24 protein-coding genes are annotated in these 25,057 nt (G+C 70.0%); 15 read left to right on the top strand and 9 right to left on the bottom strand.

The genetic code is table 11. The annotated features are described in order from the left end of the window. The first annotated feature begins 108 nt into the window (after positions 1-108). From HTV45_RS04365 to HTV45_RS04355, 3 genes are all read left to right on the top strand, one after another. A complete protein-coding gene (locus HTV45_RS04365) occupies positions 109-1,197 on the top strand; it encodes a polyprenyl synthetase family protein (protein WP_215204239.1) in 1,089 nt (362 codons plus the stop codon). Between the two features lie 284 nt (positions 1,198-1,481). Next, positions 1,482-2,534, top strand: coding sequence for a PP2C family protein-serine/threonine phosphatase (locus tag HTV45_RS04360; protein WP_215204238.1), 1,053 nt, complete (start codon positions 1,482-1,484; stop codon positions 2,532-2,534). A gap of 103 nt (positions 2,535-2,637) precedes the next feature. Beyond that, a complete protein-coding gene (locus HTV45_RS04355; protein WP_251691238.1) occupies positions 2,638-3,516 on the top strand; it encodes an ABC transporter substrate-binding protein in 879 nt (292 codons plus the stop codon). Between the two features lie 56 nt (positions 3,517-3,572). Here the strand turns inward: HTV45_RS04355 and HTV45_RS04350 are convergent, their stop codons facing one another. After that, complete coding sequence (locus HTV45_RS04350; protein WP_215204236.1) at positions 3,573-6,356, bottom strand: SpoIIE family protein phosphatase; 2,784 nt, start codon at positions 6,354-6,356, stop codon at positions 3,573-3,575. Between the two features lie 509 nt (positions 6,357-6,865). Between HTV45_RS04350 and HTV45_RS04345 the strand changes: the two genes are divergently transcribed. Then, positions 6,866-7,522 carry a hydrolase gene (locus tag HTV45_RS04345; protein WP_215204235.1) on the top strand — a complete coding sequence of 219 codons (657 nt, stop codon included), beginning with the start codon at positions 6,866-6,868 and terminating at the stop codon, positions 7,520-7,522. 487 nt (positions 7,523-8,009) lie between these two features. Here the strand turns inward: HTV45_RS04345 and HTV45_RS04340 are convergent, their stop codons facing one another. The 4 genes from HTV45_RS04340 to HTV45_RS04325 all read right to left on the bottom strand — a co-directional run bounded on the left by HTV45_RS04340 (position 8,010) and on the right by HTV45_RS04325 (position 12,216). Continuing rightward, on the bottom strand, positions 8,010-8,756 hold the full coding sequence (locus HTV45_RS04340; protein WP_215204234.1) for a GPP34 family phosphoprotein: 747 nt from the start codon (positions 8,754-8,756) through the stop codon (positions 8,010-8,012). A gap of 105 nt (positions 8,757-8,861) precedes the next feature. Then, positions 8,862-10,178 (bottom strand): glutaminase, encoded by a 1,317-nt coding sequence (locus tag HTV45_RS04335; RefSeq protein ID WP_215204233.1) that lies wholly within the window; start codon positions 10,176-10,178, stop codon positions 8,862-8,864. Positions 10,179-10,480: 302 nt separating this feature from the next. After that, positions 10,481-11,149, bottom strand: a complete 669-nt coding sequence (locus HTV45_RS04330; RefSeq protein WP_215204232.1) for an NADPH-dependent F420 reductase — start codon at positions 11,147-11,149, stop codon at positions 10,481-10,483. Then, the gene (locus HTV45_RS04325; protein ID WP_215204469.1) at positions 11,146-12,216 is read right to left on the bottom strand and encodes an LLM class flavin-dependent oxidoreductase; all 1,071 of its coding nucleotides are present in this window, start codon (positions 12,214-12,216) and stop codon (positions 11,146-11,148) included. The genes HTV45_RS04330 and HTV45_RS04325 overlap by 4 nt, the downstream gene beginning before the upstream one ends. Before the next feature lie 452 nt (positions 12,217-12,668). Here HTV45_RS04325 and HTV45_RS04320 point away from each other — a divergent pair, with 452 nt between their 5' ends. Beyond that, positions 12,669-13,064: a nuclear transport factor 2 family protein gene (locus tag HTV45_RS04320; RefSeq protein ID WP_215204231.1), complete on the top strand. Its 396-nt coding sequence runs from the start codon at positions 12,669-12,671 to the stop codon at positions 13,062-13,064. Here HTV45_RS04320 and HTV45_RS04315 read toward each other — a convergent pair. Further along, a complete protein-coding gene (locus tag HTV45_RS04315; protein ID WP_215204230.1) occupies positions 13,061-13,528 on the bottom strand; it encodes a MarR family winged helix-turn-helix transcriptional regulator in 468 nt (155 codons plus the stop codon). The genes HTV45_RS04320 and HTV45_RS04315 overlap by 4 nt on opposite strands. Before the next feature lie 210 nt (positions 13,529-13,738). Here HTV45_RS04315 and HTV45_RS04310 point away from each other — a divergent pair, with 210 nt between their 5' ends. Together HTV45_RS04310 and HTV45_RS04305 are read left to right on the top strand one after the other, a co-directional pair. Continuing rightward, complete coding sequence (locus HTV45_RS04310; RefSeq protein WP_215204229.1) at positions 13,739-14,047, top strand: GNAT family N-acetyltransferase; 309 nt, start codon at positions 13,739-13,741, stop codon at positions 14,045-14,047. A gap of 32 nt (positions 14,048-14,079) precedes the next feature. Then, complete coding sequence (locus HTV45_RS04305; RefSeq protein WP_215204228.1) at positions 14,080-14,490, top strand: (4Fe-4S)-binding protein; 411 nt, start codon at positions 14,080-14,082, stop codon at positions 14,488-14,490. 294 nt (positions 14,491-14,784) lie between these two features. On the opposite strand, the gene HTV45_RS04300 is transcribed toward HTV45_RS04305, so the two are convergent. Beyond that, positions 14,785-15,273 (bottom strand): carboxymuconolactone decarboxylase family protein, encoded by a 489-nt coding sequence (locus HTV45_RS04300; RefSeq protein ID WP_308309120.1) that lies wholly within the window; start codon positions 15,271-15,273, stop codon positions 14,785-14,787. Positions 15,274-15,390: 117 nt separating this feature from the next. Here HTV45_RS04300 and HTV45_RS04295 point away from each other — a divergent pair, with 117 nt between their 5' ends. Together HTV45_RS04295 and HTV45_RS04290 are read left to right on the top strand one after the other, a co-directional pair. After that, on the top strand, positions 15,391-16,380 hold the full coding sequence (locus HTV45_RS04295) for a pirin family protein (protein WP_215204226.1): 990 nt from the start codon (positions 15,391-15,393) through the stop codon (positions 16,378-16,380). Positions 16,381-16,401: 21 nt separating this feature from the next. Continuing rightward, entirely contained in the window at positions 16,402-16,740 is a 339-nt protein-coding gene (locus tag HTV45_RS04290) for a GNAT family N-acetyltransferase (protein ID WP_215204225.1), read from the top strand. A gap of 95 nt (positions 16,741-16,835) precedes the next feature. On the opposite strand, the gene HTV45_RS04285 is transcribed toward HTV45_RS04290, so the two are convergent. Next, the gene (locus HTV45_RS04285; RefSeq protein ID WP_215204224.1) at positions 16,836-17,825 is read right to left on the bottom strand and encodes a YafY family protein; all 990 of its coding nucleotides are present in this window, start codon (positions 17,823-17,825) and stop codon (positions 16,836-16,838) included. 156 nt (positions 17,826-17,981) lie between these two features. Between HTV45_RS04285 and HTV45_RS04280 the strand changes: the two genes are divergently transcribed. Both HTV45_RS04280 and HTV45_RS04275 read left to right on the top strand, forming a co-directional pair. Beyond that, complete coding sequence (locus tag HTV45_RS04280; protein ID WP_215204223.1) at positions 17,982-18,404, top strand: VOC family protein; 423 nt, start codon at positions 17,982-17,984, stop codon at positions 18,402-18,404. A 198-nt stretch (positions 18,405-18,602) separates the two neighbouring features. Next, complete coding sequence (locus tag HTV45_RS04275) at positions 18,603-19,697, top strand: winged helix DNA-binding domain-containing protein (protein ID WP_215204222.1); 1,095 nt, start codon at positions 18,603-18,605, stop codon at positions 19,695-19,697. Between the two features lie 120 nt (positions 19,698-19,817). Here HTV45_RS04275 and HTV45_RS04270 read toward each other — a convergent pair whose 3' ends face one another. After that, complete coding sequence (locus tag HTV45_RS04270; RefSeq protein ID WP_215204221.1) at positions 19,818-20,492, bottom strand: TetR/AcrR family transcriptional regulator; 675 nt, start codon at positions 20,490-20,492, stop codon at positions 19,818-19,820. A gap of 102 nt (positions 20,493-20,594) precedes the next feature. Between HTV45_RS04270 and HTV45_RS04265 the strand changes: the two genes are divergently transcribed. The 4 genes from HTV45_RS04265 to HTV45_RS04250 all read left to right on the top strand — a co-directional run bounded on the left by HTV45_RS04265 (position 20,595) and on the right by HTV45_RS04250 (position 24,739). Beyond that, positions 20,595-21,560, top strand: coding sequence for an NAD(P)-dependent alcohol dehydrogenase (locus HTV45_RS04265; protein ID WP_215204220.1), 966 nt, complete (start codon positions 20,595-20,597; stop codon positions 21,558-21,560). 362 nt (positions 21,561-21,922) lie between these two features. Continuing rightward, a complete protein-coding gene (locus tag HTV45_RS04260) occupies positions 21,923-22,801 on the top strand; it encodes a CPBP family intramembrane glutamic endopeptidase (RefSeq protein WP_215204219.1) in 879 nt (292 codons plus the stop codon). A 28-nt stretch (positions 22,802-22,829) separates the two neighbouring features. Further along, complete coding sequence (locus tag HTV45_RS04255) at positions 22,830-24,047, top strand: sensor histidine kinase (protein WP_215204218.1); 1,218 nt, start codon at positions 22,830-22,832, stop codon at positions 24,045-24,047. A gap of 5 nt (positions 24,048-24,052) precedes the next feature. Continuing rightward, positions 24,053-24,739 (top strand): response regulator transcription factor, encoded by a 687-nt coding sequence (locus tag HTV45_RS04250; RefSeq protein WP_215204217.1) that lies wholly within the window; start codon positions 24,053-24,055, stop codon positions 24,737-24,739. The last annotated feature ends 318 nt before the right edge of the window (positions 24,740-25,057 follow it).

The raw sequence follows: 25,057 nt of genomic DNA, 5'->3' as shown, positions 1-25,057 counted from the left end.
GCGGGCAGTGAGCGCACCCAGGTGTCCGCTCAGGCAGCCGTGGGTCCAGCGGCCTTCCGGAGTGCTCCGTGCCTGTCCGCAGCCCTTCCCCACCCGGAGGTCTTCCCTGTGACTGATGCCGCTGTCCTGACGGCGCGGGTCCGGGCGCGTCTCGCCGACTACGAGAACCGTTTCAGCACGCTGCTCGAGGAGTACTTCCACACTCTCGGCACCGATCTCGAGATCCCGGCGTTCAGCCGGTTCACCCCCGAGTGCCTGCAGCTGCTGCGGGACCTGTCGTTGCGTGGGGGCAAGCGGACGCGGGTGGCGCTGGTCCACGAGGCCGCCGGCCTGGTGACCGCGGAGCCGGTCGAGGCACTGGACGACGCCGCGCTGAGTGTCGAGTTGCTGCAGACGCACGGTCTGATCCACGACGACATCATCGACGACAGCCCCACCCGCCGCGACGGCCTCTCCACCTACTACGCGTACCGGAAGAGGTTCCCCGGCCATCCGCAGGCGGCCCTCGGCCTCGCCATCCTCGCGGGCGACCTCGCGCTCGCCCTGTCGCTGCGGGTCCTGCTGGAAGCCAGGGCTCCCACCGCGATCCGGCAGGCCATGGTCGACGTGCAGACCAGGGCGGCGTCAGACACCTTCATGGGACAGATCATCGACCTCGAGCGCGACTTCGCCCCGGCCATGGACGAGGAAGCACTGCACTGCGTGGCCGACTACAAGACCGCTCGTTACTCCGTACTTGCCCCGATGCAGTTGGGGCTGCTCGCGGCGGGCGGGCAGCCGGCCCTGTTCGAGGAGGAACTGCGCCGCTACGCCCGGCTGGTGGGGATCGGCGGCCAGATGCGTGACGACTACCTCGACCTGTTCGGAGACGCGCAGACCATGGGCAAGCCGGTGGGGGCCGACATCCGGGCCGGGCGGCGCAACTACACCGTCCACGCCATCCTGGAGGCCGCCACCGATGCCGAGACGGCCGTGGTGGAGTCCGCCCTCGGTGATCCGGACTGCACCGACCTGACCATCCGGACCGTCCACGAGATCGCCCAGCGCCGGGGGGTGCCGGCGAAGATGCGCACGGACATGCGGCGCTGTGCCGAGCTGGCCTCGACCGAGGCGGCCGGCTGGCGCTCGAGGTGGCGGCCGGAGGCGGTCGCGTTCTTCGAGAATCTTCCGCGGTGGGCCATGGAACGCGTCCGATGACACCCGCGGGCAGCGCCGGACGGCGGTGCCCGCGGAACACCAACGACCATCCTCCTTCCTGACGCGACGCCCGCGGACCCGCCATGTACCTCAACCGGTGCACATCAACAGGGACATGGCTCCGCGCCGAACGTCGCGCCGGGGGCGGGAGGTGCCGGGCCCCGAAAGGCCGGCCACCGCGCCCGCCGTGACGGATGCCCGTATCGTCCGGATAGGATCCTTTTGTGATCCGCTCAGGAAGGCTCCGGAACCGCCATCGTCGGAAGGGCGGCCAGCGGGAGGTCATGCTGCTGGCGCCACTTATCGTCACCATCCTCATCACCGGCCTGGCGGCCTCCACACCGAGGGAGATCGCCTTCAGCCGCCTGCTGCCCGCGGCACCCGCCCTCGCCGCCGCACTGTGGCCCGTGCTCCCGACGGTCCTGCTGGGCACGTTCTGTCTGCTGGTCATGATCGGCCTCAGCTTCTTCTACTCCGATCTGGGGACGCCGTACACGGCCGCCGCGATCGTCGCCGTCACCCTGGCCGCCGCGTACGCGAGCCATCTGCGACTGCAGCGCGAGGAGACGCTTTTCCAGGTCCGGCTCGTCGCCGACGCGGCCCAGAAGGTGTTGCTGCGGACGCTGCCGCACCGAGTTCAGAATGTCGAGATCGAGTCGCTGTACGTGGCGGCCCAGGAGCAGGCCCGCATCGGAGGCGACTTCTACGAGGCCGCCGACACGCAGTACGGAGTCCGTCTGCTCATCGGCGACGTGCGCGGCAAGGGTCTGTCGGCGGTGGGGGCAGCCTCCGCCGTGATCAACTGCTTCCGGGAGAACGCGTACGACCAGCCCGACCTCGAGGCCGTCATCCGACGGATCCAGACCACCACGTCCCGCTACAGCGCCAGTGTCCCCGCTGATGACCAGGCCGAGCACTTCGCCACCGCCCTGATCGCCGAGATCCCGTACGGCGGCGGGCACGTCAGGATCCTCAACTGCGGACACCCGCCCCCGGTGTTCCTGCGCGGCGGGGAGATCCAGGTTCTGGAGCCCACCCTCGCCTCCACGCCCCTCAATCTCTCGGCCCTCCTGGGAGACCACTACAACGTGGACACCGCCGCCTTCCTGCCGGGCGACCAGATGCTGCTCTACACCGACGGGGTGACGGAGACGCGCGACCGGGCCGGCGCGTTCTTCCCGCTCGCGGACTGGGCGCGCCGGCACAACCCGGCGCCACCCCGTGAGCTGCTGGACCGGCTCCACGCGGACCTGCTCCGCTACGCGAACGGAAGGCTCGACGACGACATCGCGGCCCTCGCCGTGCGCCGCCTGCGCACCGGCGCACTGGAGCAGTAGCTCCAGCCGTCACGGGCCTGCGTCGGACAGTGGCTCCGGCAGCCGTATGGTGCGTGGTGATTTATGGTGACTCCAGGAGTATGTACCTACCGGAGGTGCAATGATGCGCGCCGCGGCAGCGATCGTCTCCAGGGCTGTCAGTGTGGCGCTCATCGTCGCGGCTTCGGCTTGCGACCAGAGCGGGTCGGAGTCGCCGAACGTCAAGTACGGTGACTGCTCGGTCTCCGGAGATTACGGGGAGTTCGACCTGTCACCCGAGACCGCGGGCGCCCTCACGGTGAGGACGACCCTGCCCGCGCCCGGCTGGTGGAACGGCGACACACCGGACTCCGTCACGAGCGGCTACGAGTACTGTATGGCGGCCAACATCGCCTACCGGTCCGGACTCGACCGGGTCACCGTGGAGGACGCCCCTTTCCCGGAGGTCGTGTCCGGCCGGACCAAGGACTTCGACCTGGCCCTGGCACAGATCACGATCACCCCGGAACGCCGCAAGGTCGCCGATTTCTCCCCGCCGTACCTCTCCTCCACCCTGGGATTGCTGATCAGGGACGGCGAGGAGAGCGACGAGGACAACATCCGCGACGTCCGCATCGGGGTGGCCGAGGGCACCACGGGCGAGAAGTTCGTGGAGAACCGCATCCAACCGGCGAAGCCCGTGACCGCCTTCCCCAACGACCCGGAGATGGTCGAGGCGCTGGAGGAGGGGCGGATCGACGCGGTCGTCCACGACACGACGATCCTGCTGGCGTATCCCCAGAAGATGGGGGACAGGGTGCGTCTCGTGGGCCAGTACCGGACCGGCCAGAGCTACGGAGCCCTGTACCCGAGGGGATCATCCGAAAAAGAGGTACTGGACCGCATCATCAGACAGCTGATCGACGACGGAACGCTCGCCAAACTGTCGGCCGTCTACCTCGGGGCCGCCTTCGGCCAGGACCCGGTGAAAATCCCGTACCTCACCGTCGACGGCAGCCCCTGAGCGCGCCGAGCGTGCGCCCTGGCGGGGGTGAGCGACGCTCCGGTGTCCGTCCCGCCTCACAGGTCCGCCATCAGGAGACCGCTCAGGTCCCCGGTCGCACCGGCGTCGAGTGACTGTTCAGCCCAGATGATCTTTCCTCTGTCGGTGTACCGGGTGCCCCAGCGGCGCGACAGCTGAGCCACGAGAAACAGGCCACGGCCTCCTTCGTCGGTGATGGCCGCCCGGCGCAGGTGCGGGGAGGTGCTGGTGCCGTCACGGACCTCGCAGATCACGCTGCCGCTGTCGTGCAGGAGCCGCAGACTGATGGGGCTCGCCCCGTAACGGATGGCGTTCGTGACCAGTTCGCTGAGGATCAGCTCGGTCGTGAAGGCGGCCTCGCCGAGCCCCCAGGACTCCAGCCTGCCGGTGGCCTCGGCGCGGATCCGGGAGACGGCGGCGGGGTCCTCGGGCACCTCCCACTCCCCGACCTGGGACGGGTCGAGCAGCCGGGTGCGTGCGACGAGCAAGGCGATGTCGTCACTCGGCCCGGTGCGCGGCACGGCGTCGAGCACCGCCTGACAGGTTTCGTCCGGGGTGGCGCCGCCCGTATGGACCAGAGCCTGCCTCAGCATGTCGAGTCCGACGTCGATGTCCCGGCCTCGGGCCTCGACCAGCCCGTCGGTGTAGAGGACGAGCCGGCTGTCGGCGGCCAGCCGCAGTTCGGCCGTCTCGACCGGGAGACCCCCTCCCACGCCGAGCGGCGGGGCGACGGGAATGTCGGGGAAGGACACGGAGCCGTCGGGCGCCACCAGTGCCGGACCGGGATGACCGGCCCGGGCGAGAACACACCGCCCGGACACCGGATCGTAGACGGCGTACAGGCAGGTGGCACCGGTGACGGTCTCGGAATTCCCCACGGCTGCCGCGTCCTGGTCGATCTGGGTGATCACGTCGTCCAGATGGGCGAGAAGCTCGTCCGGAGGCAGGTCGAGGGAGGCGAAGTTGTGCACCGCGGTCCTCAGGCGGCCCATGGTCGCGGCGGCGTGCAGTCCGTGTCCGACGACGTCGCCGACCACCAGGGCCACCCGGGCTCCCGGCAGCGGGATGACGTCGTACCAGTCGCCTCCGACGCCCGCCTGCTGGGCGGGAAGGTACCGGTGTCCGACCTCCAGCGCGGACAGCTCGGGGAACGCGCGGGGCAGCAGGCTGCGCTGGAGGGTGACGGCCGTGGTGTGCTCGCGGGTGTAGCGGCGTGCGTTGTCGATGCACACGGCCGCGCGGGCGGCGAGTTCCTCGGCGGGGGAGAGGTCGTCCGGCTCGAAGGGGTCCTGCTCCGAACGCCAGAACTCCACGACGCCGAGCAGTTGCCCTCGGGCCTGCAGCGGCACCGAGATCATGGAATGGATGCCGTATTCGATGACCTTCCGGGTCTGCTCCGGATCTTGGGCGCGCCACTCGTCGGCCATCGCCAGGCGCGGTACCAGGACCGGGCGACCGGTGGTCATACCGACGGACACGGGGTTGTCGGGCACGTAGTGCAAGGGCGACCCGACGGGGTTGAGGGGTGCTTCCTCCCGGATGCCCGCGGCTGCGATCCGGCGCATCTCCATCCGGGCCCCCGTCGGTTCACCACCCAGCAGTACGGGCTCGACCAACTCGACGGTGGCGAAGTCGGCGAAGCGCGGGACCGCCACCTCGGTCAGCTCCTCGGCGGTGCGCTCCATGTCGAGCGTGGTGCCGATCCGCGTGCTGGCCTCATAAAGCAGTTGCAGGCGCCCGCCGGCCACCTCCGCCCGGCCCGCCAGAGCCCGCAGCTCCGTGGTGTCCCGCAGCGTGGCCACGAGACCCCCCTTCGGGCCGACCGGGCGCAGGTTGACCGCGAGCAGGCGGTCCCCGGCGAGGAAGACCTTGTCCGTGACCGGCCGGCCCGATTCCAGCAGCTCCGCCAGGGCCGGGCTCAGTCCGAGTGCGGTGACCGGCTCGCCCTCGGCCTCCGGTGGCAGAGCGAGCAGCCGGCGCGCCTCGTCGTTGACCAGCAGCAGCCTTCCGTCACGGTCCAGAATGATGACGCCTTCACGGACCGCGTGCAGCACCGCGTCGTGATGCTCGTACATACGGGTCATCTCGTGCGGCAACAGACCGCGGGTCTGGCGCCGCAAGCGCCCGCTGACCAGTGCCGACCCGCCCGCCGCCAGCAGCAGCGCGACACCGCCGGCGGCGAAGATCACCGGCAGCTGGCCCTGCACCGTACTGGTCACCTGGTCCACCGTGACCCCTACGGTGACGAGGCCGACCGCGGTCCCCTGCTCGTCGAAGACGGCCACCGTCGAGTCGACCGCCTTGCCCAGGCTGCTGTCGAAGGTGGTCTGGTGGGGTTCACCTTCGAGCGCCGCGCCGTAGGAGGCCGAGACGTGCTCCCCGATCTGGTCCGGGTCCGGGTGGGTCCAGCGGAAGCCGTAGGGGCTCAGCGCCACGACGTAGTCGACGCCGGTCTTCTTGCGTACTGCCTCCGCATGGGGCTGGAGTGCCGCGGTCGGATCATCGCTCCGCATCGCCTCCGCCGTGCCCGGCGCCTGTGCGAACGACTCGGCCGCCACCAGCGACCGGTCGCCGGCCTCCTGGACCGCGCGGTTGCGGTCCTGGATCACCAGCGCCACCACGGCCGTGGCGATGAGCAGCAGGACGACCACCAGTTGCAGCAGGAAGACCTGACCGGCGACGCTGCGCGGCCTCAGCAGGGACAGGACGCGCCCGCCGGCCGCACGGTGACGTGCCTCCGGGCCGGCTTCCGGCGGGCCGACCTTCGGCGGCGTTCGGTCGTCCCGTCGGCTTGCCGAGGCGTACTGCCGAAGCTTGCCCATCTTTCCAGTATCAGTGACCGGCCCGGCGGGCGCGGCTCAGGACGACCCGCCGGGCGATGCCGCGGTGAGCAGGGGTTTTCCCGCCTGGACCCGTCGACGGCCGGCGCACGACAGCCCTGCCCCGCACCCGGCGGCCCGACCCACCCCGGAGCGAACCGAACCGGGACACAGGGGACCCGCCCCTGGCAGGGAACTCACGGCGGCCGGCACCCGGAGCGCTGCTCACTGACGGACGCAGGCCACCGATCACGGCGCCTGGCCGGCCCGTGCTCCCCATCCTCATGACCAGGTTCGGGCGGCCTCCCGGCTCGAAGAACCGTGAGCCCGCCTGAACGCCCCACGGACCAAAGCTAGTTGACGCATCAATTACCGACCTCTAGCGTAGGTGATGCGTCAACCAAATGGTGGGGGTCGCCGGCCCGGCCGTCACGTATCTGCCTCACTGCGGGGCATCGAGATGCCGGGAACTGCCGGAGACCCGCGGACGCAAGGCTTCAGAAGGGAATCCCGTGAGTACTGAGAACAAGGCCGGACTCGGCGCGCTGCTGACGCCCGAGGAAAGTGTGCTCACCCTCATCGACCATCAGCCGTTCCAGTTCGCCAACCTGCACAGCCATGAACCGACGATGGTCATCAACAACGTCGTCGGGCTCGCCAAGGCAGCCAAGGTGTTCGACGTTCCGACCATCCTGACAACCGTCCTGGAGGACCGCGGCGGCCTTCTTCTCCAGGGTCTGCAGGATGTGTTCCCGGAGCAGAAGCCGATCAACAGGACCCTCATCAACACCTGGCAGGACGAGCGTGTCGTGGATGCCGTCAAGGCGACCGGGCGCAAGAAGCTGATCATTGCCGGCCTCTGGACGGAGATCTGTGTGGCCATGCCGGCGATACAGGCGGCGGGCGAGGGCTTCGAGGTCTTCGTCGTCACCGACGCGTCGGGCGGTGTCTCGAAGGAGGCCCACGACATGGCGGTGCAGCGCATGATCCAGGCGGGCGTGGTCCCGGTCACCTGGATGGCCGTGCTGGGCGAGTGGCAGCGGGACTGGGCCCGCGAGAAGACCGTGCAGGGTGCCGCCGAGGTCCAGGCACAGCACGGCGGTGCCAGCGGTGTGGCCTTCGCCTGGGAGATGCAGCTCCTGGCCACGCCCACGGGAGAAGAGGCCTGACATCGCCGCCGCCCCGGCGCTGATCCGTTTCGGCTACCGCCTGTCGTCGGCCCGTTTCTCGCGGACAACGCCCGGTCGGCCCCTCCGGCCCATGACGTCCGGCGCCAGGACGCCAATAGCCGGGGCGGCCTCCTCGGCCGCCCCGGGGAGTTCGTCCGGTACGACGGCGCGTACGACGTGGATCTCACCGCCGAGCGACGGCGGCCCATAGCGGCCTGCCGAGACCGGGCCGCCGGATGCTCCGGCGGCCCGGCCCGTCGACCCGGGGACGGGCATCAACCGAGGGGGAGTCGACGCGGTCCGGAATCCCCGCGCCGGGACTCCTCCACGAGCCCCGGATCGGTCGGCGGATCCTCGGACTCAACACGGGGCCCACACCCAACGAGGAGGCGGTCCGTGCAAACGTCCGTTCCTGACGACACGCTCACGGGTCACGAGTGACGACGAGCGGAGTCACCGACGGGACCCAGCGGCCATTCCGAGACACTCACTGATGCGACGACGCCACGGCGGTCGTGCTGATGACGCTGTTGACGATGACCGCGGTCATGGTGCGTGCGACCGCCTCGCCGGCGGCTCCGGCACCCCAGTTGCCGCGTTCCAGCTCCCGGGCCCGGTCGATCACCGCCGAGGTCCAGGGGATCTGCGGATCGAACTGGGGGAGCGTGCCGCCGGCCCAGATCAGAGCCGCCAGTGCGGCGGTGCGAGCCGTCGGCTCCGCACGGTCGACGAGGACGTGGCGGACTTCTTCGAGAAGGCCGGCCCGGCGCCCGTTCCGGCTGTCCTTGAGGACGGTCGTCCTGAAGAAGCCGAGCACCTTGCGACTGTCCCTGCGAATGTCGCCACGGGCGATGAGGCGTTCCAGCAGGGGGTGACGGAGTCCCGGACCGATCGCGGGGAGCACCGTCTGCACGCCGCGTGGTCTGTCCGACACATACTCCCAGGCCGAGAGGAGGATCTCGTCCGACGGCGGCGGCTTGTCCCGGACGGCTTCCACGGTGACGGCCCCGGCCCGGGTCGTCGTCACGGCTACGGATCCGTGAAGGGCGAGGTCCGCGAGCACGGCTCCGGCGAGCACGTAGAAGAGAGTGGTCTCGCCGGCGACGACTCCGGACTCGGGTTGGAAAAGCAGCAGCAGGAGGTCCTCGGGCAGGGTCGGGGAGTCCGGACCGGTCGCGGTCCAGGGTGTCTCTGTCCCGGCCTCGGTGGATGGTTCGTCAGGCTGTTCGGTCATGTGTCGCGTTCCTCTCCTGACTGCCCGGAGCACGTACGGTCAACGGCGTGTCACCGGAGGCGGGCCGGGTGCGGCGCGCTGCGGTGCGGATTGCTTCCTGCGTGATCAACCGCTCTGGCCTCCTCCCGCGAACGTGGCGTGCAGGTCGGCGCGGTCCACATGGTCCACATGGTCCACGAGCGTGACTCGGCCGTCATCGCCGGGATAGGGATCGGGCATGACCGATTCCGGGTCGACCAGGTAGACCTCGTGACCACTCAGTGTCAGCCGGCGCGCGACCTCCAGCAGCACGCGCCGTGCCACGTCGTCGATCGAGTGGACCCTTGCCAGGTCCAAAGCCACCCTGATGTCCGCAGGGGGAATGGCCATGGCTTCCTGAACAACTCGCTCGGCCCCGGCAAAGCCGATGCCCCCTTGCAGCTGCAGAACCCGGAGCGCGTTCGGTCCGCTGCCGACGACATGGTGGGACCGCACGACGGCACGCGCGGCGGCCGGCACCTCCATCACGTGCAGACCCATGTCGGAAGAGAAGCGTTCGAACAGTGAGACCCCGCGAACGCTGTTCCCGTGACCATCGAGCCGTGGCGAGAACGTGGCGATGCCGATCTGTCCGGGGAGCGCGCCGATCAGGCCTCCGGCCACCCCGCTCTTCGCCGGGATGCCGACCTGGGTCGCCCAGTCACCAGCGGCGTCATACATTCCACAGCTGAACATGACGCTCAGCACGTGACGCACCACCGGTTCCGGCACCACCTGCTCGCCCGAGAGCGGGTTCGTCCCGCGGTTGGCCAACGTCGCGGCCATCATGGCGAGATCTCGCGTGGTGACGAGCACCGAACACTGGCGGGTGTAGCCGTCCACGATGACCCTTGGGTCCTCGGTGAGGACGTTGTGGTTGCGGAGCATATGGGCAATGGCGAGGTTGCGGTGCGCGTGCTCCATCTCCGACACACAAACCGCCTCATCCGTCTTCAGCCGGCGACCGGCGAACGCCGAGAGACCGTGGAGCACGCGTTCCACACGCTCGCTCGGTTTCAGGTCCTCGGTGCCGGCCAGCGAGTGCACGGTGATCGCGCCGGCGTTGATCATGGGGTTGAGAGGGCGCCCCGTGTCGCTCTCGAGCGAGATTTCGTTGAACGCCTCTCCGGACGGCTCGACACCGACTTTGGCGAGCACAGGGTCGAATCCACGATCGGACAGCGCCAACGCATAGACGAACGGCTTGGAGATCGATTGAATGGTGAACTCGGTATCGATGTCACCGGCGCCGTAGACCTCTCCGTCGATCATGGCGAAGGCCGCACCGAGGCGCTCGGGGTTCGCCGCTGCGAGCTCGGGGATGTATCCCGCCGGCTCCCCGGACGTGTCCGGCTCCACGTCGCTCAACGCCTCGGCCAGATAGTCGGGAATAATGGGCCGCATTCGTCCTCCATGCATCATGGCTGTCTTCACGCTGCGAGAACCGCGTTCCGTCCGCCCTGCCAACGAGCGGCACCTGGCGGCGTGTCACTGCGTCACAGTGTCGATGTATCCCGGGGAGATGACCTGACGCCCCGCCGGGCGCGGCGCGCGTGATCACTCCTCTGTTCTTGGTGTACCTCGGCGGAACGCCCCACTGTCAGCGATGAATTGGCCGCCCCGTCCCCGTCGGCGCGGACATGCGCAAGAGCTGATCGATTCGGCGGTATCGAGGGCGACCGTCTCGGACATGCACCGGCGCCCCGCTAGGAGTGCTCAAGAAGCTCTGTCGGAGCAGGGGCGGCGGTGAGTACGCGAAGCCGGTCGGCGTCGACGTGTGCTCCGAAGGCGGGGTTTCCTGGCTCGAGCCGGACGCCCGCTGCGAGGTCGCCGATGATGAGTGGGTCGAACCCGAGGGTGTCGACCAGCGCGGACACGACGGCGAGATCCTCGGGCGAGTCACCGGCGATCGCGATGGCCTTGCGTCCGCGGCCGCCGGCTGGACGAGCCCCGTCCTCGAGGTCGTGGTAGCCCATGTGGTTGAGGGCTTTCACGACACGCGCGGCCGTCAGGAACCGCTGCACGACTTCGCTCGACGTCGTGTCGGGCGGGAGGAGCGCGTCGCGGGGACCATCGACCTCCCACCAGTGGTTCATCGCGTCGATGACCAGTTTGCCTTCCAGTTGCGAAACCGGGAGGTCACGGTGTTTGCCGAGCGGGAGCGCCAGGATCACCACGTCGGCGGCGTCCGCGGCCTGGGCCGACCGCACGGCGGTTGCCCCGGGAGTGAGGATTCTGGCGGTGAGCGCGATCCTGGAGGGGTCACCGGACCCGGAGATCAGGACTCGATAGCCGGCGGCGGCCGCCAGGCGCGCCAGGACGGTGCCGACCTTACCGGCTCCCAGGATCCCGATGGTGGTGACCGGGTTGGTCATCGCGTCGCTCCCGCCGTGGCCGCCGGCTGCTCGGCCAGAAGCTCGCGGACCCGGGGGATGACCTGGGTGCCGTACAGCTCGACCGAACGCAGACGTGCGGAGGCTGACACGGTGCCGGCGGCGGAGTAGATCATGTCGAACCGGCCCGCGTTCAACACCCTGATGGCGCGGGCGATCTTGACCGCGACCGTCTCGACCGAGCCGACGTACAGCGACCCTCGGTCCACCTCGGCGTCGAACTCCTCCCGGCGGAGCGGCGGCCAGCCGCGCTGCCCCCCGATCCGGTCACGGATCTCCTTGTACCCGGGGTAGAACAGTTCCTTGGCCTCTTCGTCGGTGGAGGCGACGAAGCCGGGCGAATGCGTCCCGATCGGCTGTGCGGTCGTGCCGAACTCCTGGCTGGCACGCCGGTACAGGTCCACGTACGGAGCGAACCGGTCGGGTACGCCGCCGATGATGGCCAGCATGAGCCGGAAGCCGTACTGAGCGGTGCGGATCACGGACTGCGGTGTCCCGCCCACCCCTACCCATGTGCTGAGACGTCCCGAATCCGTCTTCGGGTACACGTCCGCATGGTGCAGGGCGGCGCGAGTAGTGCCTTCCCAGGTGACCGGCTTCTCGTCGAGGAGCCGATGGAAGAGGTCGATCTTCTCCTCGAACAGCACCTCGTAGTCCTTGAGGTCGTACCCGAACAGGGGGAACGACTCGGTGAAGGAACCGCGTCCCAGGATCACCTCGGCGCGGCCGTTGGAGAGCGCGTCGACCGTGGCGAACCGCTGGAACACGCGCACGGGGTCGTCCGAGGACAGCACCGTCACGCCCGAGGCGAGCCGGATCCGCTTCGTGGCTGTCGCGATGCCCGCCAGCACTGTCTCAGGGCTGGAGATCGCGTACTCGGGACGATGGTGTTCCCCCAGCGCGACAACGTCGATACCGACCTGGTCGGCGAGGACCGCTTCGGTCACCGCCGCGCGGATCGCCTGGGCGTGCGAGACGATCGCACCCTGGTCGTTCCGGGGCCGGTCTCCGAAGCTGTCGATACCGAACTCGATCTGCGACACATCCATCGTGTTCACTTCGCTCAACGCTTTCGTTGTGTCGGGGCAGGGCGGTGCGTGTATGGCGACGGCCGGACGGAACGTCCGTCCCGGGCGGCCCGCGCGACTTTCCCGCCCGTCGGGTTCCGGGCCAGGTCACTCCCGCTGATCTAGTTGACATGTAAACCATGGCACTCTATGGTTTACATGTCAACTAGATCATGGCGTGAGGTCGGTGTCCCGGACGTACGCCGATCCGCGGAGCTCCACCGCCGGGGCATTCGGCGATCCGTGACTGCCGGCCGACCGCAGGCTGAATCTCGACTCGCCGGCGAGGGCGTCTACCTGAACTCCTGGACCGAGGCGGGCGGAGCCACGGTGACGCATCTGGAGGACTTCGAGAAAACGGGACGCTGTATCCCCCCACGTGACGTCGACGGCAAGCTCCACCACTTCACCGGAACGATCGAGGAGGCCCGACCATGGCCCAGTACGCCGCAGCGCAGGACGATCAGGCGCAGAGCAACGTCGACATCGTCCTCACCGCCATGCGGGAGTTGTTCGCCGACAAGGACCTCACCGCGATAGACCGGTACTGGGCCGAGCCCTACATTCAGCACAGCCCGCGGATGCCCAATGGGCTCGACACCCTGCGCCAGGTCGTTCCGAACCTGGAGGGCTTCTCCTGGGAGCCGCAGCGGATCGCCGCCCAGGGCGATCTGGTCTTCACCCACAGCATCGTCCACGGCTGGGCCCCGGACCCCGTGGTCATCGTCGACATCTTCCGGCTGGACGACGGACGCATCGTGGAGCACTGGGACGTCGTCCAGGACATCGTCCCTCCGGAAGAATCAGCCAACGGCAACGCCATGGTCTAGTCAGGCTGCTTCTCCATGTGGTCCAGGACGCGCTGGGAGATCTGGCCGAGCGTGTTGAGCTGGTTCGGGGTCAGGGCATCGATGAAGAGGCGGCGGACGTGCTCGACGTGCTGGGGCGCGGCCTCTTCGATCGCCCGGTAGCCGGCCGGGGTGGCCACGATGAACGCTCCGCGTCCGTCGTCGGGACACTCCTCCCTCGCTACGAGCCCGCGTTTCGCCATCCGCGTGACCTGGTGGGACATCCGGCTCTTCTCCCACTCCACGAGTTTGGCGAGATCCAGGAAGCGCATCCGGCCGTTGCCTCTCTCGGTGAGGCTGACGAGCACGATGTAGTCGGCCGCCGACATCCCGGAGTCGGCCTGGACGCGTCGGGAAAGCCGTCCGATGAGTTTCTCCTGCATGCGGATGAAGCTGTCCCAGGCGGCCTTCTGCTCCGGGTCGAGCCAGCGCGGCTGTGCGTCCATGAGGTCAGTCTACGAAATCGTTGACAGCTCATCTACCGAACGTGCCGGTGTGAGCCGTGTTTCCCGCAGGTCCGGAGTCCGGCATCCCGCGCTGCACCGCGGACGTCCCGCGGAGGTTTCAGTTGATGCGTCAACATCGTAGGGCTAGGCTGATGTCCTGGCTGACGGGATTCTGCCGAGCCGGCGGGATCAGAGGCACGAGGAGGACACATGACGGTAGAAGTGAGAGACGTGCCCGAGGCGAAGCGCTATGAGGCCCGTGTCGATGGAGAGTCCAAGGTGGCGGGCGTCGCGGAGTACATCCGTACGGCGGAACTCGTGGCGTTCGTGCACACCGAGGTCGAGGCGGAGTACGAGGGCGCGGGAGTCGGGTCCGCGCTGGCCCGCACGGCCCTCGACGAGGCGCGTGCCGCGAACCTGCGGGTGCTGGCCACCTGTCCCTTCATCGCGGGCTGGATCAGCAGGCACCCCGAGTACCAGGACCTGCTGTACCAGTCCCGCAGCAAGGTCACCGACTGACGAGCCGAGCACGACGGGAGCGGGAGGCGGGCATGAGCGGCGAAGCCGAACAGAAGACCTATCAAACGGAATCGATCACGGTGACCTTCGAGGCGAGGCGCTGCCTCCACGCCGCCGAATGCGTCCAGGGGCTGCCCGAGGTGTTCGACCCGACGAAGCGACCGTGGATCCAGCCGGACAGGGCCACGGCCGAGCGCCTGGCGGAGATCGTCCGGCGCTGTCCCTCGGGCGCGCTCCAGTACGAACTCGTGTCGGGCGGGACGGAAACCCCCGAACAGCCCACCACGATCACCCGAAGCGCCGCCGGGCAACTGGCCGTGCGCGGGCAGCTCAGCGTGGACACGCCGCACGGCGCACGCGCCGAGACCAGGGCCATACTGTGCGGCTGCGGTCAGAGCGGTCTCCAGCCGTACTGTGACCACGCGGGGCCCTGCGGTCGGTGAGGGCCGTGCCCGCCTCCCGCGGGTGATACCCCAGGACCCGGGAGCCGAGCCCATCTCCCTGGCCGTGCGGTGCTCCGGCTGCGGCACCTGTGACGTGCTGCCGCCATCCCCTCGTCCGGCGAGCGTCGGTTCCAGGCCTCCCGGTAGGGGTTCTCACCCAGCAGCTCCGCCGCGGCCACAGAGGGATCTTCGTCGAAGAGCTGGTTGCTGCCCCCGCCCTTTGGGGCGCCCGACTTCCCGGACGCGGGAGCTGGGAGCGCCATCCGGTGACCGCCACGATCCGGGAAAGTGGCCCTAGCGGTCGCGACGCGGCGGTACGGGGTGCTTGCTCATGATCGACACGCGATTGAACGCGTTGATGGTGACCGCCACCCAGATCGCGGCCGAGATCTGGTCCGCGGAGAGGACCTGTCGGGCGGCCTCGTATGCGGACGTCTGCTTCGAGGCGTTCGCCGGATCGGTTGTGGCTTCGGCCAGTGCGAGGACGGCGCGCTCCGGGGGAGTGAACAGGCCGGTGTCCCGCCATGCGCTCAGGACTCCGAGTCTCTGCGGTGATTCGCCGGCGCGCAGGGCCGCTCGGGTGTGCACGTCGAGGCAGTAGGCGCAGCCGTTGAGCTGGGACACGCGGAGGTTGATCAGTTCCACGGCGGTGCGGTCGAGTCCGGCCTCGGAGGCTGTCGTTCGCACCGCTTCCGAGACCTGTGTCAAGGCGCGGAAGGCCTGGGGACTCTGTTTGTCGATGAAGACCCTTCGGGCCGGGGGGTTGTGGGTGTGGTCGCTCACGACGGGGCTCCTTCGGGTCACGCTCACAGTGGCCTGTCTCCGGGTGCTGTGGCCATCGGCCTGTCTCCGTGGCATCCTAGTTGATGTGACAACCAGAACGGGCAGGAGGTGCTCCCGATGAGCAACGCGGAAACCGATGCCGCGGCTGTGCGCTGCGGAGAGTTCGCCGAACGTGACCGGCCGACCGGGTCCCCCCGGGTCGATGTCCTGTCGGCTCGAGAGGTCCCCCTCGGCGGTCCACGAGCGATACGCGTGCGGCGGACGCTGCCCCAGCGGGAGCGCACGCTCATCGGCGCCTGGTGCTTCGCCGATCACTACGGTCCGCACGATGTCGCCGCGTCGGGAGGCATGGACCTGCCCCCGCATCCGCACACCGGTCTGCAGACGGTGAGCTGGCTGTTCAGCGGAGAGGTCGAGCATCGCGACACCCTCGGCAGCCATGCCCTGATCCGGCCCGGCGAGATGAACCTCATGACCGGCGGATACGGCATCGCACACTCAGAGGTCTCCACCCCGCAGACCACCGTCCTCCACGGCGTCCAGTTGTGGGTCGCGCTTCCCGAAGAACACCGTGACACCGCCCGCGACTTCCAGCACTACGTGCCCGACCCCGCGCAGATCGACGGGGCTCAGATCAGGGTCTTTCTGGGCTCGCTCGCCGGCCGGACCTCCCCGGTCCGGGCGTTCACGCCGCTGCTCGGCGCCGAGATCGTCATCGAACCCCGTGCGGCGATCACTCTCGCCGTGGACGCGACCTTCGAGCACGGTCTCCTCGTGGACGGCGGACACGTCCGCCTGATCGACACCGTGCTGCGGCCTGCCGAACTCGGCTACGTCCCGCGCGGCGTGGACACCCTGACGATGGTGAACGAGTCCGATGCCCCCGCCCGGACCGTCCTCCTCGGAGGACCTCCCTTCGGAGAGGAGATCGTCATGTGGTGGAACTTCATCGGCCGCAGCCACGAGGACATCGTGAAAGCCCGCGAGGACTGGGAAGCCTCCTCCGACCGCTTCGGCGTCATCGACGACTTTCCAGGCGGCCGTCTTCCCGCCCCGGCCCTGCCACACGCCGTCATCACACCGCGCCGGAACCCGCCGGTCCGCTGACCCCCTTGCGAAAGGCACACCATGAGCGAGTCCTCCACCCCTGCGGTCGTCGAGCGTGTGGACGCCGATCACCAGTACGAGATCCTGGTCGACGGCCAGCGTGCGGGTCTGACCGAGTACCGTGACCTGGGCACGCAGCGGGTCTTCTTCCATACGGAGATCGACGAGGCGTTCGCCGGCCAAGGGCTGGCCTCACAGCTGGTCCAGCAGGCACTCACCGACGTGCGCGCGGCCGGATTGCGCATCGTCCCGGTCTGCCCCTACGTCGCGAAGTTCCTCGAACGCCACGACGAGTTCGCGGACATCACCGACCCGGTCACACGTGACGTCCTGCGGTGGCTGAAGGCGCAGCTCGCCTGAGCGGTCCCCACGGAGCCCGTGCGACAGGGGCGCCGCCCGGCCGCGCCCCGTCGACGACCTCCCGCGAAAGAGAAGGGTCGCGGCGAGGGCGCTCCTCACGGCGGCGGACCGCTCCGCGATCCCGCGACGCGGGTGTATCGGGCGGCGAGGTCGGCGAACGCGGCGGCCAGCTGCGGTGGACCGACGACGGTGACGTCGGTGTCGAAGTGACCGAGGGTGGCGGCGAGTCCGGTCCAGGACCAGGAGCCGAGGGTGAGCCGGCAGCGGTCGGGGCCGAGTTCCTCGACGATGGCGTCCTGGGCGAAGGGGGCGACCTCGGCGGCCGGGAGAGGCAGGATGACCTCGCCTCGGCAGGGCCATTCGGTGGTGGTGCCGTCATTGCCGCGGAACCGGCTGGTGATGAACGTGGAGACGTCGCCGCCGGGGAGTGCGCGCGGGGTGAAGCGGGGGCCGGTGGGTGTGCGGGGCCGGATGCGGTCCACGCGGAAGGTGCGCCAGTCGTCGCGGTCGAGGTCGAAGGCCACGAGGTACCAGCGATGGCGCCAGGTGACCAGGTGGTGGGGCTCCGCGCGGCGCGAGACGCCGGAGGCGGCGCCCGGGCCCGGGGTGTGGTCGAAGCGCAGTTCCTGGCGGGCGTGGATGACCTGGCTGAGCTCCAGCAGGACCTGAGGATCCACCTCGGCGGTGGCGCCGGCAGCGGGCGGCCGGACGGCGGTGACGTGCAGCAGATCGATGCGGTGGCGCAGGTGGGGTGGCATGACCTGGCGGAGGGTGGCCAGTGCGCGGGCGGCGTCTTCGGCGACGGCGGTGCCGGCGGCCGCGGTCTGCAGCGCGACGGCCAGCGCGACAGCCTGGCCGTCGTCGAACAGCAGAGGCGGCATCCGGGTGCCGGCCTCCAGCCGGTATCCGCCGGCCGGTCCTTTCACGGTGGTGATCGGGTAGCCGAGATCGCGCAGCCGGTCGATGTCGCGGCGCACGGTGCGCGAGGTGACGTCCAGACGCCGGGCGAGATCCCCGCCGGACCAGTCACGGTGGGTCTGGAGCAGCGAGAGCAGCGCGAGCAGCCGGGAGGACGTCTTCTGCATGGAATCCATCATCGCGGAAGTAGAGGACACGCCCTGTCCGGTACTCCTGCCAAGGTGGCGTACAAGCCGATCAGGAGGCATCACTCCTGGTCACGCGGTCGCCACCCGCACTGGACGGGTCGGCGGCGCACGCTGCGTCGAGGCAAGGAGCAGACCATGTCCGTCACAACCACCACTCACCTGAACTTCCGGGGCACCGCGCGCGAGGCACTCGGCTTCTACCGGTCCGTCTTCGGCGGACGCACCGTCGCGGTCACCTACAAGGACGCGGGCGCCGTACAGAACGAGAACGAGGCGGACTGGGTGATGTGGGGCGAGGTGGCCGGCGACAACGGCTTCCATGTCATGGCCTACGACGTGCCCTCGCAACTGCCGTGGAACCAGGGCGCGAACCCGTTCTTCGTCTCCGTACGCGGTGACGACGCCGAAGAGATCACCGCCCTGTGGGACAAGCTCGCCGAGGGCTCCGCCGTCGTACGTGCGCTGGAGCCCGCACCGTGGGCGCCCCTGTACGGCATGCTCACCGACCGCTTCGGCGTCACCTGGGTGCTGGACGTCACCGCCCCGTACAACAGCTGATCCAGCCGGCCCGACAGGACTGCGCCGTCCGGGCCGCCCACCCCCGGCGGCCCGGACGGCGCAGGCACCGAGTACACCGAAGGAACGGAAGAAAGCGGGTCACGTGCGGATGCGTAAGCTGGGAAGGACCGGGCCACCCCGAGCGTACGGAGCGCGCCGACGCCCGCCCCACGAGCGAGCGGCGGCCTGAGACACACCATGACCGTCCTCGACAGCCGCGCCCTCAACCGCGCCACCCTGGCCCGCCAGCACCTGCTCACCCGCACCGACACGTCCGTGCACGAAACGGTGGCCCACCTGTGCGGCCTGCAGGCGCAAGAACCCCAGGAACCCTTCGCCGGACTCTGGTCCCGCCTGGCCGGCTTGCGGCCCGGGCAACTGGACGACGCACTGACCGGCCGCACGGTGGTGCGCACCCACCTGATGCGCCGCACCGTCCACCTCGTCACCGCGGGCGACGCGCTCGCCTGGCGGGCCCGCCACGACACCATGCTCCGGCAGCGGGTACTGGGCACCTACCGGAGCGAGCTGGCCGGCATCGACATGGACGAGGTCGCCGCCGCGGGCCGCGCGGTGATGGCCGACCGGCAGCCCCGCACCCTGCGCGAACTCGTGCAGGCCCTCGAAGACCGCTGGCCCGGCCCGCCACGCCGTGTCCTGGGCGAACTGCTCGTCGCCGCCCTCATCCCCATGGCCCAACTCCCGCCCCGCGGCCTGTGGCAGCGGAGAGCGGGCGTGGTCAACCTGCCGTTGGCCACCTGGCTGGAACGGGACATCGACCCCCTGCCCACCGGCGACAACGACCCCGTCGGACAGCAGTTGCTGCACCGCTACCTCGCCGCCTACGGGCCCGCCACCAGTTCGGACCTCCGTGCCTGGTGCGGCCTCGCCGGTCTTCCCGCCGCCATCAAAGCCGCCCGGGATGAACTCGTCGCCTTCCGCGACGAACACGGCCGCGAACTGCTCGACCTGCCCGACGCACCCCGCCCCCACCCCGACACCCCCGCCCCCGTCAGGTTCCTCCCGGCCTTCGACAACGCCATCCTCGGCTACCGCGACCGCGGCCGCATCATCGACGCCGCCCACCTCGGTCTCTCCGTCGAAGGCCACCGCACGGTCCTCGTCGACGGGCGGGTCACCGCCACCTGGACCGTTCGCGAGAACCGGCTTCGCATCAGCCCTCTCCGTCCGCTCACCGCCCCGGAGCAGCGAGCCGTCCATGCTGAAGCCCAGGACCTGGCCACCTTCCTGGACGAGGGCATCGAGCACATCCGACTCGACACCGATCTCTGACCGCGCCACTCCACCGCGGTGTTGTCAGTGAGCACGCCTCCGTTGCCGGGCATGGCCCGTTCCGGCACGCGGGAGACGTTCGCCGGGCCGGCCGTCCCTGCGGGCAACTGCCGCTCCACGTCAGGCTCTGGGCCGTCGCCCCTGGAGGCCCGCAGTCGTGAGCGGGAGACTCTGCAGTGTCAGAGCAGCCGGCGGAGGCAGCGGCCGGCCCACCGCGTCGGCACGGAACGACTGGAGCAGGTAGGCCACCAGGCGTCGGGAGGCCGCCGGGTCGTCCGGTAGCGCGGCCACCAGACCGCAGTGGGCCAACAGGATCACGGCGAGGTCGGAAGGATGGAAATCGGCCCGCAGCGCGCCCGTGGCCTGAGCTCTGCGGACGAGAGTCATGATGTCCCGCTCCGCCTGTTCCCGGGACCGCGCGTGTTCCGCGCCGCTTTCCGGAGAGGCGGCGAGAAACGCGGCAGGGAACCCCCCTTCCTCCCGCTGCAGTTCGCAGACGGTCTCGACCAGATGCTGGAGGCCCTGCCAGGGGTCCGGGGCGGCCAGGGCATCGGTGAGCGCCCGCGAGCAGGTCTCCATCTGCTGCCTGAACGCCCCCCTCACCAGTGCGTCCCGGGTCGGGAAATGCCGGTACAGCGTCGCTACGCCGACTCCGGCCCGGCGGGCCACGGTGGCCATCGGCGCGTCGATCCCGTGCTCGGCGAAGACCGCGCGGGCGGCGGCCAGGACCCGCTCCCGGTTGCGCCGGGCGTCCGCCCGCACTCCGCCCTGGGGTGTGATCCGAGAGGATTCCATCGTCACTGTCTCTCGCTTCCGGTCCAAACGGACGATTGCGTCCGCTTAGCAGCCTACCGTCGGTGTCACACCTCGTTCGATCACGGCAGCAGAGGCGCAACGATGAAGAACCACATGATGAATGCAGTGCTCTACGACCGCTACGGCGGCCCCGAGGTGCTGTACCTGGGCCCGGTGCCGCGCCCCGAACCGGCCCCCGGCGAGGTCCTCGTGAAGGTGCACGCGCTCAGTGTCAACGGCGGAGAACTGGCAGCCCGCGCCGGCCGCCTCCGCCTCGTGACCGGCCGGAGGTTCCCCCAGCGCGTCGGCTTGGACTTCACCGGCGAGGTCGCCGCGCAGGGCGACGGAGTCACGCGGCTCACGGTCGGCGACCGCGTCTGGGGGGTCCTGGGCCGCACCTCCGGATTCGGCAGCGCCGCCGAGTACGTGACCGTGCCGGCCGACCGGGTCGGCCAGGTCCCCGACGGACTGGACCTGGTCGACGCCGCCGCGCTGCCGGTGGCCACCACCGCCGTCACCGCACTGCGGGACAAAGCCGCGCTGCGCCCCGGTGAACGACTGCTCGTGCGGGGCGGGGCGGGCGGCGTCGGCCATGCGGCCGTCCAGCTCGGACGGGCCTACGGCGCAGAGGTCACGGCCCTCGCACGCGCCGCCAACCTCGAATTCGTCCGCGGGCTCGGGGCTCACGAGGCAGTGGACCACCGGAGCGTCCGCCCTGCGCAGCTGGGACGTTTCGACGTGGTCCTGGACACCGTGGGGACCGACCTGCGGGCCTTCCGACGCCTACTGGATCCCGGAGGGCGCATGGTCACCATCGCCTTCGACCTGAACCGGCCCGCCGCATCACTCGGCTATATCGCGGCCAGCGTGATCCACGGGCGTGGACGGGTGCGCGTCTTCAGCGGCAATCCCCGGCAAGGGCAGTTGGACGACCTCGCCCGCCATGTGGTCGAGGGGAAGCTGCGCCCTGCGGTGGACACCGTCTTCCCGCTGGAGGAGACAGCGACGGCACACCAGGAGCTGGAGGCGGGCGGCGTACAGGGCAAGTACGTGATCAGGGTCGCCTAGAACCCCGAACCACGCAGCGGCCGCCGTTCCCGGTCCCGGACGGCTCCTGCTCCAGGCCGTTCCGTCCGGAGAAGAGCGGCGGGACCGTCCTACCGGTGCGGTGCGGTGCGGACCGGTCGACGCTGTCTCCCCACCCGATTCCCGCCGCCGCGGCCTTCGGTTCCCGCCCCTCGCACGGCGTCCGGTCCTGTCCGCGCCCCGACTGTGCCGCGCGGCTGCGCGTGCTGAGCGGCGGACGAGGGTGGCGCATCCCCCGTGAGAGCTACAGGAGCTGTCCATACGCGGGTGATTCGCGGACGGCGGCGCCTTCCTAGCGTGGTCGTCAGGTCGCCACGAGTGCGACCACCGAAGGGAAGGCCACCATGGGCACGGCGTCCGTCACACCGCACGACACGGGATCCGGCCCGGAAGGGGACCGCGAGGGACTCGGAGGCCGTTGGGGCCGGATCGCGCGCTCCCCGCTCGGCTGGATGCTGACGGGCATGGTCGGCGTCGGCCTCGTCTCGGGTCTGACGGCGACCGGTCCCGGACCGGTGCCGGTGCTGGGCGCGGTCGCCGCGGTGGCCGTGTACTGGCTGGTCATGCGCCATGCCGCACAACGCTCAACGCCGGAAATCGCCCGGCTCGGGGCCGGCCGGGAGGTGCTGCTGGGCGGCGGGATCGGCCTGGGCTTCATCCTCGTCTCCGTTCTCCTGATCACGGCGTTCGGAGGCTATTCGTTCTCCTGGGCGGGTGACGGCTTCATGTCGGTCGTCTGGACCGCGGTCGCGGTCCAGGTCGGCGCTGCGGTCACCGAGGAGTTGCTGTTCCGTGGTCTCGCCCTGCAGGCTCTGGAGAAGTTGTGGGGCAGTTGGGCCGCCATCGTGATCACCTCGCTGTTCTTCGGTGTCGCGCACCTGGGAGCCCCGGCTGCGAACGCGTGGAGCGGAGTGGCGATCGCTCTGGAGGCGGGCGTCCTGCTGGGAGCCGCCTTCCTGTGGCGGCGTAACATCTGGTTCGTCGTGGGGCTGCACTTCGCGTGGAACCTCACGCAGCAGCTGCTCGGCATTCCGGTCTCCGGACACGCCCCCGAGGGTCTGTTCACCGTCGACGTCCACGGCTCCGCCCTTCTGACCGGTGGCGGCTTCGGTCTGGAGGCATCGATCATGCCCGTCCTCATCGGCGTGGCCATCGCCGTTGTGATGCTCGTCCGTGCCCACCGCGACGGCGGCATCAAGGCCCGCCGATCCGCGAACCGTTGAGACAGGCCGACTGGAGGAAACTGAAGTGATGTCCCGTCAGGCGCCCTGGAGCTTCCCGATGCTCCGGGTGTCACGCGACCGGTGGCGGGAGCGGGATGCTCTCCTCAAGGACGGCGTCCTCGCCCTGGCCCTCACCCTGCTGGCCTTCGTGCCGACCCTGTCAAAGATCGGTGCGCAGATCGGCGATCTGCCCGAGCGGCCGGCGAACCTACTGAGTGTCGGGCTGGTCCTGGCCCAGAGCCTGCCGCTGGCGGTCCGCCGCAGGTGGCCCGCGGCCTGTCTGGCCGTCGTCGCGGGCGCGTTCGCCGTGCACCAGGCGATGGGCTTCGCGACGACGTTCGCGAGCATGGGGCTGTATCTGGCCCTGTACTCCGCCGGGGCCCACCAGGTCCGCTTCCGCCACGGCCTGGTCGTCGTGGCGAGTACGGGATACGCCGTGCTGGCCGTCGTCCTGGACGGCCGCGGCTCACCGCTGTCGGTACCGGACTATCTCGCGTTCTCCCTGGCTCTGGCCGCGGTCTGGCTGGTGGGGAGCATGGTGCGCACGCGGCGGGCGGAGGAGGCGGAGCGGCGGCGGCTGGCTGCCGAGGTGGCCACGGCCGGTGAGCGGGCGCGGATCGCCCGCGAACTGCACGACGTGGTCACCCACCACGTGACGGCCATGGTGGTCCAGGCCGACGCGGCGCAGTTCGTGCTCACGTCCGCTCCGGAACGCGCCGGCGAAGGGCTGACGGCCGTCAGTGACACCGGCCGTCGGGCGCTGACGGAACTGCGGTACCTGCTCGGTGTCCTGGAGGCGACCGGCGAGTCGGCGTCCGCGGACCCGGCGGGGGCGGGCCGGGCACCCGCCCTGGGGCGGGTGGGGGACCTGGTCGAGCAGGCCCGCAGGTCGGGTCAGCCGGTCGAGTTCAGCGAGCAGGGCGAGCGGCCCGCGCAGAACGTGGACGTGGAGCTGGCCGCGTACCGGGTGGTGCAGGAGGCACTCACCAACGCCATGAAGTACGCGGGCGGGAAGCCGACACGCATCCTGCTCCGCCACGGCGAGCAGCACATCGGGATCGAGGTGACCACCGACGGGCCCGCCGCCGCACCGGCCACGCGGAAGCCGGACCCTGCGGGCGGGCGCGGGCTGGCCGGGCTGCGTGCACGGGTGCGGATGCTCGGTGGTGAACTGGAGGCCGGTCCCCGGCCCGGAGGCGGGTTCGGGGTCCGTGCCACGATCCCGACCGACCCCCTTCGGAAGTGAGTCCCATGAACGACGCGCCGCCACCGATTCGTGTGCTCGTCTGCGACGACCAGGCGCTGGTGCGGACCGGCTACGTCACCATCTTCTCCTCGCAGCCCGACATGGAGGTCGTCGGAGAGGCCGAGAACGGCCACGAGGCGGTTCAGTCCGCGCTGCGGCTGCGCCCCGACGTGGTCGTGATGGACATCCGGATGCCGCTGCTCGACGGCATCCAGGCGACGCGGCAGCTGGCCGGTCCCGATACCGAGGGCGCACCGAAGGTACTGGTCGTCACCACGTTCAACGTCGACGCCTACGTCTACGACGCGTTGCGCGCCGGCGCGAGCGGCTTCCTCCTCAAGGACTCGCCTCCGGCAGAGCTGGTCAACGGTATCCGGACCGTCGCCCGGGGCGAGTCCCTGCTGGCACCCGCCGTCACCCGCCACCTCATCGGCCACTTCGCCCAGCATCTGCGGCCGGCCGACACCTCCCGGCCGGCCAGACAGGACATCGTGCGTGCGCTGACCCCCCGCGAACTGGAAGTGCTCCAGCTGATCGCCGAGGGGATGTCGAACGCGGAGATCGCCGCGGCGATGTTCATCACGCCCGAAACCGTCAAAACCTACGTGTCGCGCATCCTGGCCAAACTCGCCCTGCGTGACCGTGTTCAGGCCGTCGTCCTCGCCTACCGGGTGGGACTGGCGTCCGCGTGAACCGGCACGAGCGTGCGCCCGGGGCAGGCGCGCCGGCCTAGCCCGGCTCACAGAGCAACGCGAAGCCGCAGATCGACAGGCCGGCCGCGGCTCCCGGATCCGGTGCTGGAGCATGGTCGGACCGCGGGTCCCGCCGATCCGCTCGGCGGTCACCGTCGCGGGTGTCATCTCCGCCCAGCTGTCCCGACGTCCTGACCGGGCCGGCCATCGGTATCCGGCAGGCCGCCCGGGGGCACAGCACCATGGCCCGCTGCTGCCTCGCTCTGCGCCCGCGGCTGCCGTACGACCTCATGGCCTTCCTCGCCGACGCCCGCGACC

This window comes from Streptomyces sp. CHD11 (genome assembly GCF_018638295.1).
GTDB lineage: Bacteria > Actinomycetota > Actinomycetes > Streptomycetales > Streptomycetaceae > Streptomyces.
The sequence above is the reverse complement of the archived record's forward strand: the minus strand, read 5'-3'. Positions and strand labels throughout refer to the sequence as shown.

What these genes read in the sequence shown, in the direction of transcription:
- HTV45_RS04285 (WP_215204224.1), bottom strand. Translation starts at nt 17,825, where the DNA reads ATGCAGAAGACGTCCTCCCGGCTGCTCGCGCTGCTCTCGCTGCTCCAG.
- HTV45_RS04340 (WP_215204234.1), bottom strand. Translation starts at nt 8,756, where the DNA reads ATGACCGAACAGCCTGACGAACCATCCACCGAGGCCGGGACAGAGACA.
- HTV45_RS04260 (WP_215204219.1), top strand. Translation starts at nt 21,923, where the DNA reads ATGGGCACGGCGTCCGTCACACCGCACGACACGGGATCCGGCCCGGAA.
- HTV45_RS04265 (WP_215204220.1), top strand. Translation starts at nt 20,595, where the DNA reads ATGAAGAACCACATGATGAATGCAGTGCTCTACGACCGCTACGGCGGC.
- HTV45_RS04280 (WP_215204223.1), top strand. Translation starts at nt 17,982, where the DNA reads ATGTCCGTCACAACCACCACTCACCTGAACTTCCGGGGCACCGCGCGC.
- HTV45_RS04290 (WP_215204225.1), top strand. Translation starts at nt 16,402, where the DNA reads ATGAGCGAGTCCTCCACCCCTGCGGTCGTCGAGCGTGTGGACGCCGAT.
- HTV45_RS04320 (WP_215204231.1), top strand. Translation starts at nt 12,669, where the DNA reads ATGGCCCAGTACGCCGCAGCGCAGGACGATCAGGCGCAGAGCAACGTC.
- HTV45_RS04355 (WP_251691238.1), top strand. Translation starts at nt 2,638, where the DNA reads ATGCGCGCCGCGGCAGCGATCGTCTCCAGGGCTGTCAGTGTGGCGCTC.
- HTV45_RS04250 (WP_215204217.1), top strand. Translation starts at nt 24,053, where the DNA reads ATGAACGACGCGCCGCCACCGATTCGTGTGCTCGTCTGCGACGACCAG.
- HTV45_RS04315 (WP_215204230.1), bottom strand. Translation starts at nt 13,528, where the DNA reads ATGGACGCACAGCCGCGCTGGCTCGACCCGGAGCAGAAGGCCGCCTGG.
- HTV45_RS04295 (WP_215204226.1), top strand. Translation starts at nt 15,391, where the DNA reads ATGAGCAACGCGGAAACCGATGCCGCGGCTGTGCGCTGCGGAGAGTTC.
- HTV45_RS04330 (WP_215204232.1), bottom strand. Translation starts at nt 11,149, where the DNA reads ATGACCAACCCGGTCACCACCATCGGGATCCTGGGAGCCGGTAAGGTC.
- HTV45_RS04310 (WP_215204229.1), top strand. Translation starts at nt 13,739, where the DNA reads ATGACGGTAGAAGTGAGAGACGTGCCCGAGGCGAAGCGCTATGAGGCC.
- HTV45_RS04350 (WP_215204236.1), bottom strand. Translation starts at nt 6,356, where the DNA reads ATGGGCAAGCTTCGGCAGTACGCCTCGGCAAGCCGACGGGACGACCGA.
- HTV45_RS04360 (WP_215204238.1), top strand. Translation starts at nt 1,482, where the DNA reads ATGCTGCTGGCGCCACTTATCGTCACCATCCTCATCACCGGCCTGGCG.
- HTV45_RS04325 (WP_215204469.1), bottom strand. Translation starts at nt 12,216, where the DNA reads ATGGATGTGTCGCAGATCGAGTTCGGTATCGACAGCTTCGGAGACCGG.
- HTV45_RS04305 (WP_215204228.1), top strand. Translation starts at nt 14,080, where the DNA reads ATGAGCGGCGAAGCCGAACAGAAGACCTATCAAACGGAATCGATCACG.
- HTV45_RS04335 (WP_215204233.1), bottom strand. Translation starts at nt 10,178, where the DNA reads ATGCGGCCCATTATTCCCGACTATCTGGCCGAGGCGTTGAGCGACGTG.
- HTV45_RS04275 (WP_215204222.1), top strand. Translation starts at nt 18,603, where the DNA reads ATGACCGTCCTCGACAGCCGCGCCCTCAACCGCGCCACCCTGGCCCGC.
- HTV45_RS04270 (WP_215204221.1), bottom strand. Translation starts at nt 20,492, where the DNA reads ATGGAATCCTCTCGGATCACACCCCAGGGCGGAGTGCGGGCGGACGCC.
- HTV45_RS04255 (WP_215204218.1), top strand. Translation starts at nt 22,830, where the DNA reads ATGTCCCGTCAGGCGCCCTGGAGCTTCCCGATGCTCCGGGTGTCACGC.